Source organism: Paraflavitalea devenefica, assembly GCF_011759375.1.
Classification (GTDB): domain Bacteria; phylum Bacteroidota; class Bacteroidia; order Chitinophagales; family Chitinophagaceae; genus Paraflavitalea; species Paraflavitalea devenefica.
The window spans coordinates 105,290-111,457 of the sequence record NZ_JAARML010000011.1 but is presented as its reverse complement, the minus strand read 5'-3'; the positions used below and the strand labels follow the sequence as shown (position 1 = coordinate 111,457).

General features: G+C 44.2%; 6 protein-coding genes and 1 CRISPR repeat array. Of the genes, 1 reads left to right on the top strand and 5 read right to left on the bottom strand.

Annotation, left to right across the window (positions count from 1 at the left end; genetic code table 11):
- Positions 1-361: 361 nt before the first annotated feature.
- Positions 362-1,486: a CRISPR direct-repeat array (repeat unit 47 nt; unit sequence GTTGTGTGTAGCCCTAAGCTACTGATAATTTGAAAGCAAATCACAAC).
- Between the two features lie 356 nt (positions 1,487-1,842).
- The 3 genes from HB364_RS32770 to HB364_RS32760 all read right to left on the bottom strand — a co-directional run bounded on the left by HB364_RS32770 (position 1,843) and on the right by HB364_RS32760 (position 2,589).
- On the bottom strand, positions 1,843-2,070 hold the full coding sequence (locus HB364_RS32770) for a hypothetical protein (RefSeq protein WP_167292684.1): 228 nt from the start codon (positions 2,068-2,070) through the stop codon (positions 1,843-1,845).
- A 2-nt stretch (positions 2,071-2,072) separates the two neighbouring features.
- A complete protein-coding gene (locus tag HB364_RS32765; RefSeq protein ID WP_167292683.1) occupies positions 2,073-2,312 on the bottom strand; it encodes a DUF2442 domain-containing protein in 240 nt (79 codons plus the stop codon).
- 61 nt (positions 2,313-2,373) lie between these two features.
- Positions 2,374-2,589 carry a hypothetical protein gene (locus HB364_RS32760; protein WP_167292682.1) on the bottom strand — a complete coding sequence of 72 codons (216 nt, stop codon included), beginning with the start codon at positions 2,587-2,589 and terminating at the stop codon, positions 2,374-2,376.
- Positions 2,590-2,738: 149 nt separating this feature from the next.
- Between HB364_RS32760 and HB364_RS32755 the strand changes: the two genes are divergently transcribed.
- Entirely contained in the window at positions 2,739-3,380 is a 642-nt protein-coding gene (locus tag HB364_RS32755; protein ID WP_167292681.1) for a hypothetical protein, read from the top strand.
- 62 nt (positions 3,381-3,442) lie between these two features.
- On the opposite strand, the gene HB364_RS32750 is transcribed toward HB364_RS32755, so the two are convergent.
- Both HB364_RS32750 and HB364_RS32745 read right to left on the bottom strand, forming a co-directional pair.
- Positions 3,443-3,871: a hypothetical protein gene (locus tag HB364_RS32750; RefSeq protein ID WP_167292680.1), complete on the bottom strand. Its 429-nt coding sequence runs from the start codon at positions 3,869-3,871 to the stop codon at positions 3,443-3,445.
- Positions 3,872-4,401: 530 nt separating this feature from the next.
- Positions 4,402-6,039 (bottom strand): T9SS type A sorting domain-containing protein, encoded by a 1,638-nt coding sequence (locus HB364_RS32745; protein ID WP_167292679.1) that lies wholly within the window; start codon positions 6,037-6,039, stop codon positions 4,402-4,404.
- Positions 6,040-6,168: the final 129 nt, after the last annotated feature.

Sequence of the window (6,168 nt, the reverse complement as noted above, 5' to 3'; positions counted from 1 at the left end):
GGGCCATCTCCCGGATACCGATCCCGTCGTTTTGAAGTTGAAGAAGCTGTTTTAAGTGTTCCATCGCTATGGGTTTTTGTGCCATGCTCCTGTTTGTTTTAAGGAGCAAAAGACATCAAAGCTCAGGAACTCTTATTGCCTCAGGGGTGGGTCAACATGCAGGAATGTCAGTAAGTTATTTTGCGGAATCTTTACAAGCAGGTGGGTCAACATGCAGGAATCTGACCGGAAGGCCTTTTGCCTTCCATTTCTACGTGTGGGTTAACATGCAGGAATTTGTGATTAAACCCGCGCTCTAAAGGGTGGGTCAACATGCAAGAATAGTGGGTCAACATAAACAGGAGCCCTGGGTCAACATGCGCAAGAATCTACACCTAAGCTACTGATAATTTGAAAGCAAATCACAACTGGGATAAACTTCTTAAGCAATACGAAGAGGTTGTGTGTAGCCCTAAGCTACTGATAATTTGAAAGCAAATCACAACGGCATAGTGTTAGTTAATTGATACGTTAAAGTTGTGTGTAGCCCTAAGCTACTGATAATTTGAAAGCAAATCACAACGGTAGTTGTCGTTAACCTTTGTAACAGGGAGTTGTGTGTAGCCCTAAGCTACTGATAATTTGAAAGCAAATCACAACCAGGCGAGTATTCTATTAGTGGCAGACACAGTTGTGTGTAGCCCTAAGCTACTGATAATTTGAAAGCAAATCACAACGATCAGTGAGCTCAGCCAGTCGTGCCCGCAGTTGTGTGTAGCCCTAAGCTACTGATAATTTGAAAGCAAATCACAACCCTTTTAATCTGCCAACATGGTCCGGCCCAGTTGTGTGTAGCCCTAAGCTACTGATAATTTGAAAGCAAATCACAACTATTGCAACCTTTCGGCAGGCTGCGCAGAAGTTGTGTGTAGCCCTAAGCTACTGATAATTTGAAAGCAAATCACAACTGGAACAAAAAGGCTAAACGTTTAGCTGCGGTTGTGTGTAGCCCTAAGCTACTGATAATTTGAAAGCAAATCACAACACTGGACTCTATTATCCCGATTTGTCTTCAGTTGTGTGTAGCCCTAAGCTACTGATAATTTGAAAGCAAATCACAACTAGCCTGGGGCTATGAGTTAATGCAATACCGTTGTGTGTAGCCCTAAGCTACTGATAATTTGAAAGCAAATCACAACATCGGCGTCGGCCTGCTTCTTACTGGCGAAGTTGTGTGTAGCCCTAAGCTACTGATAATTTGAAAGCAAATCACAACAATTTGGTTGGTAGGTGAATTACCTATCTGGTTGTGTGTAGCCCTAAGCTACTGATAATTTGAAAGCAAATCACAACTTCAATGACCTGCTGGCAAAGTTCAGCGCCGTTGTGTGTAGCCCTAAGCTACTGATAATTTGAAAGCAAATCACAACTTCGCGCCAATGAGGGCGGTTATCGCAATGGTTGTGTGTAGCCCTAAGCTACTGATAATTTGAAAGCAAATCACAACTGGAACAAGTAACAGGACGAGTAACGGCAAGTTGTTGTAGCCCTAAGCTACAGAATAAAATGAAAGCTAATCACAACAACTGCACTATAGGCCACGACGTTGTTGTTGTTGCAGCTCTAAGCTACAGATAATTTTGAAAGCTAATCACAACGGTACGGAACATGGGACTACAACCTATGGAGTTGTCGTAGCTCTAAGCTACAGAATTAAATGAAAGCTAATCACAATAGCTCCTGCAAAGTAGGATTGTAAACACCAGTTGTGCGTAGCCATAAGCTATAGAATAGTTGATGAAAGCTAATCACAACTAAATGACTGTGATTTAAAGGAAGCCGGGCCGTAGCAATGCAGCCCTTTTATTTTTCTACTGGAATTATCCAGACTTTCTCCCTTGCCACCTTTGCCCCTGATTTTAATAGCATTTCTTCCATCTTATCAAGTGATGGCATAAACTTATTATCCTGCCCTTTCAGGGCTCGACGCCAGTTGCTCACTGTGCTACGATCCACACCCAGCCGGGTATATACACCACGTTCCTGCAGCAATGCAATAAATGCATCCCTGGTTCCTGTAATAGTAGCCATATTTAAGCTGTTGCCTTTTTATAAATCAATTGTAAAAAGCCATCCAGAGAAAGATCCTCATCAAGCTCCTCCCAATGCAACCAGGTACCTTCACTCCATATCTCATACTGGTTAAGTTGTTCGTGCGTACCCTTTCTAAGGTGTGGGTACCAGGCAACAGGAGCACCAATAACAGTCTTGTCCGTTAGTTCAATGAATATGCGGGTTTCATCAAACCACACTTTTTCAATTTTATTGGTCATATACCTGAATTTTGAAGGAGTGCGCAGCCCTAAGCTACGAATAAATGAAAACTAATCACAACTATTGCTCATCCAGAAAGTCTTCCAGATAACGGGCCTTTTTCTTTCCTGCTTTTACCTGCTTTAGCTCATCAATTGATCCCTGCAGATCGCTCAAGAGCTTACTTTTCGAAGCACCTTTACCTGCCTTTACTATTTTAACAAAGGACAGATTCCGCATCAGTTCCATGAAAAATGGATAGTCTTTATCAGGAATTTGTACAGTAACTTCTTTCATATCTTCGAATTTACTATGTTTTCCAGAATTGTTCAGGATATTGGGTTTTAGGCCACTGTAAAATTGGCGATCCGGAATACCAAAGCCACAAAAACAGAAAAGGAAAGAAGGAGAAATCGGATTAATTTGTAAATTTCGTTATGCGCACCATGAGAAAAATGATCCTGGCGATAGGTGCCCTGGCAGTAACGGGGATTTTACAGGCCCAGGAGGGCAATGATACTTCCACAATGGTCACCGTTACTGTGATAAATCCCTGCACGGCGCTGACAGCCGAACATTTCGTTCGTGGACTCACTGATCAAACTTTCGCCGACTTCTGTTTAAAGGTATTCAGGAATAACAAATACGAGGCAGCCGATAAACGTGAAACTGCCTTGCGGCTTTTGAAGAGCGTAAAAGCTATGAAGGATGAATGGGTTTGCTTTGTTCCTTTCCTGAAACTGATCGATGCCACTGCAGAAAAAAAATCGGAAGCTTTGTGTGGGTTTCATCCATATGTCACACCGCCTTACTACGATGGCTATTGCCAGCTTAAGAAAGCACCATTCGCGGTATTGTATTATATCGAATTTGTGCTGAACAGGCAGGCATCGGTTAATACCGGTATGCTTATCACTGAACTGGATATCCAGGAAAAAGGAAAGAGCGTGGATGCTTATGAAAAGATCGTGGAGCTGTATATCGATTGGTATGAAAAAAGTACAGGTCGGAAAGCGCAAGGCAATCCTTTAAAAGGAAGCGGCTTCAAATGGGAATTCAAGACCATACAGCACAATCTTCGCTTATAAATCTTGTTGTTGATTAAGCAACTATCCGCCCATTATCATCAAAACAACCAGAACCCCTCCCCTCAAAATATCTTCTCCGTCTCTATCACCTTTCTTTGTATCATTAACTTCCTGGCTACAGATTGCTCCTGGTCGTCTATGCCCAGGGCATCGCCGAGGTGCTTGAGCAGACTTTCCTCCTCTTCTGACAGCATGTTATCACTAAGTAATAGTTCGGCGCAGTAGGAATAGAGGGCCAGTTCATTGACAGGGTTGATCTGCTCGATGAGGAACTGCAGGTATTCTTCCTCACTCCGGGCAACTTCAGACCGGTATTCGCGGTAGTTGATGACTTCATCTTTAAAGTTGAGGTCTTTATTTAAGCCAACAGCTACCAGTTTATCGGCCACATTGTCCAGTTCCTTATCTGCCAACTCCCCATCTTTCAGTATGCAATGGAAAAATAAGTGACACAATGCCTGGTCCTGCGATTTTATTTGTGTGGTGTACATACGCCTGTTTTAAAAGGCTTGTCTTCAACTTTGATGCCAGGGGAATAGTGTTGCGGGTTTCGGGTTTGACGTTCCGGGTTAGTGGTTGATTATTGGTTATTGATTACAAGTTTCCAGCGTTACAAGTTACAGGGGAAAACGGGCAGGTATATAATTGGCGAAGCCCGGGGCATAAGGCGCATAAGGTTATTGCGGCAAATGCTTCGGGCTCCTTTAATGCAGGTTTCAGAGCAGCCTGTTTTCAGTGGATAAGGTTTAACAAAAGACCTTTATTAAGAGTTTGTTATATATTCTTTATCCTCGTACAGCCTGTTTCAAAAACAACGGCATCCATTAACGGTAGTAGGGGCCCTATTATTTTATAAGGGCAAAAGATTTTTCATATTTCTATGCCGGTCCGAAGGGCTCCTTCGGTCCGAAGGACTCCTACGGAGAGGAAGGCGGGAAGAAGAGACACCACCCGGAATAAAAGAAGAGCCCCATCTTTCGATGGGGCCCGTCACCACTAATAGAAACTAAACCACCTTGTATTACCTGATAATTTTTTGTATCCATTTTTGTTCACCAGCCGCCACTTCCACGATGTACAACCCACGGGGCAATTCGCTCAGCCCGGTAAGTGTCCACTTATTGCTGCCGCTCTGACCGGTATAGCTATGGGTTCTTACCGTACGTCCATTCATGTCGAATAGTTTAACAGCTACAGCCGTATTCGTGGACAGTGTAATGGTCACTTCCAGTTTTTCCGCAAAGGGATTGGGATATACACCCGCTGTTATTTTTTGCGCAGCACCCGTTTTCACCATCACCATGCCGGTATATTCTGTGCTTCCATCCACATCTTCCAGCAACAACCGGAAGTAAAGCGTAGTGCCGGTTATTTTGGTAAAGCGGAACTGATAGTTGATCCTGGCATTGCTGTTCCCTTTGGCAGCCACTTCACCCCCTTTTGCAAAAGCCACTCCATCCGTACTGTACTCCACCACAAATTTTTTACCGTTGCTTTCTGTAAGGGTGTACCAGCTAAGGTCTACCCCATTGTCGTTATATGCTCCTTTCAGGGATGATACGGTCATGGGCAATAACTGGGCGCAGGAAACGTCGGGATTACCAGCTCCACCGGTAAAGGTGGTGGTATCTTCTGCCACCATGGATGCACTTGTCTGTGTATTGGTAGCGCTGCCATTGGATACCGACTTATTGATGAATAATTTTTCACTGCCGTTCTTGCCGGCCATTGTACCGCCATTGTTGGAAAGTGCTCCGCCTACATATAACCTACCTATCCCGCTGATGGTAGCGCCATTCGCCATAGCACCATTCACACGGACCTGCGCATTGGTACGGGTCATCTGGATACCACCTGTACCACTTGCACTATTGAGCTGAAAAGAGCCGCCTATCCAGAACAATCCCTCATTGCGCACTTTAAGGGTACCATGGATGGCATTTTTGAATACCATGGTATAGAGGTTGATGATAGAATCAGCCCCTGCATTGAAGTTGTTATTGCCTTTAAATATCGCCTGCCACTGGTTTTTGAAGAAGCCTTTGGGATTAAAATCGCCCACTACCGTAATCCTGCCACGGTTATCAATCGTGCTGCCACTCTCTGTAGCCAGTGTACTTTGGAAGGTGAGGGTGCCGCTGTTATTCAGTACAGATCCGTTTTTGAGTGTGGTGGTCTGTCCAAAGCTCATAGTTCCGCAGGAAGTATTGGTCACTGTTGTATTGTTTTCCAGCGTCGGACCGTTGGAAAAAGTGAAGGTGCCATAATTGGAAACTGAAAAGCCATTGGCAAGGGTTAAACCACCAGTGCCTAAGATGGCTGTACCATTCTTTTTAACAGCGATGGCTGAGGCAAGGTTATTGGCATTGCCGGGTTTAAAGGCGCCGCCTGCCTGTACTTCTATGATCGATCCGCTCTTGCCATTAAAGTCACCAGTGAAAGTGCCGCCACTGATGATGACCATGGTAGCGCCACTGTTGAGTGTAAGCGTTCCGCTAAAGCTGGAAGAGATACAGATGACCTGGCCATTGTTGTAGGTAGTGTTGGCTGTAGGTGTTATACTACCTGCGGGGCATTGGGCTTGTGCAGACTGCCAGGTGGTAATGCTAATAGAAATCAAAAGGATTGTCCAGAAAGTTTTAGGGTAAAGATGCTTCATACTACTTAATCAGATTGTTGGTAGGTGTATTTCCAACGACGCGCCAGATCAAAAAACATATGTCAGAATACCCAAATACCAGAGTCCCCCAAATGGATTACAAGTATTTGTCATTTAACGCTTTATGAA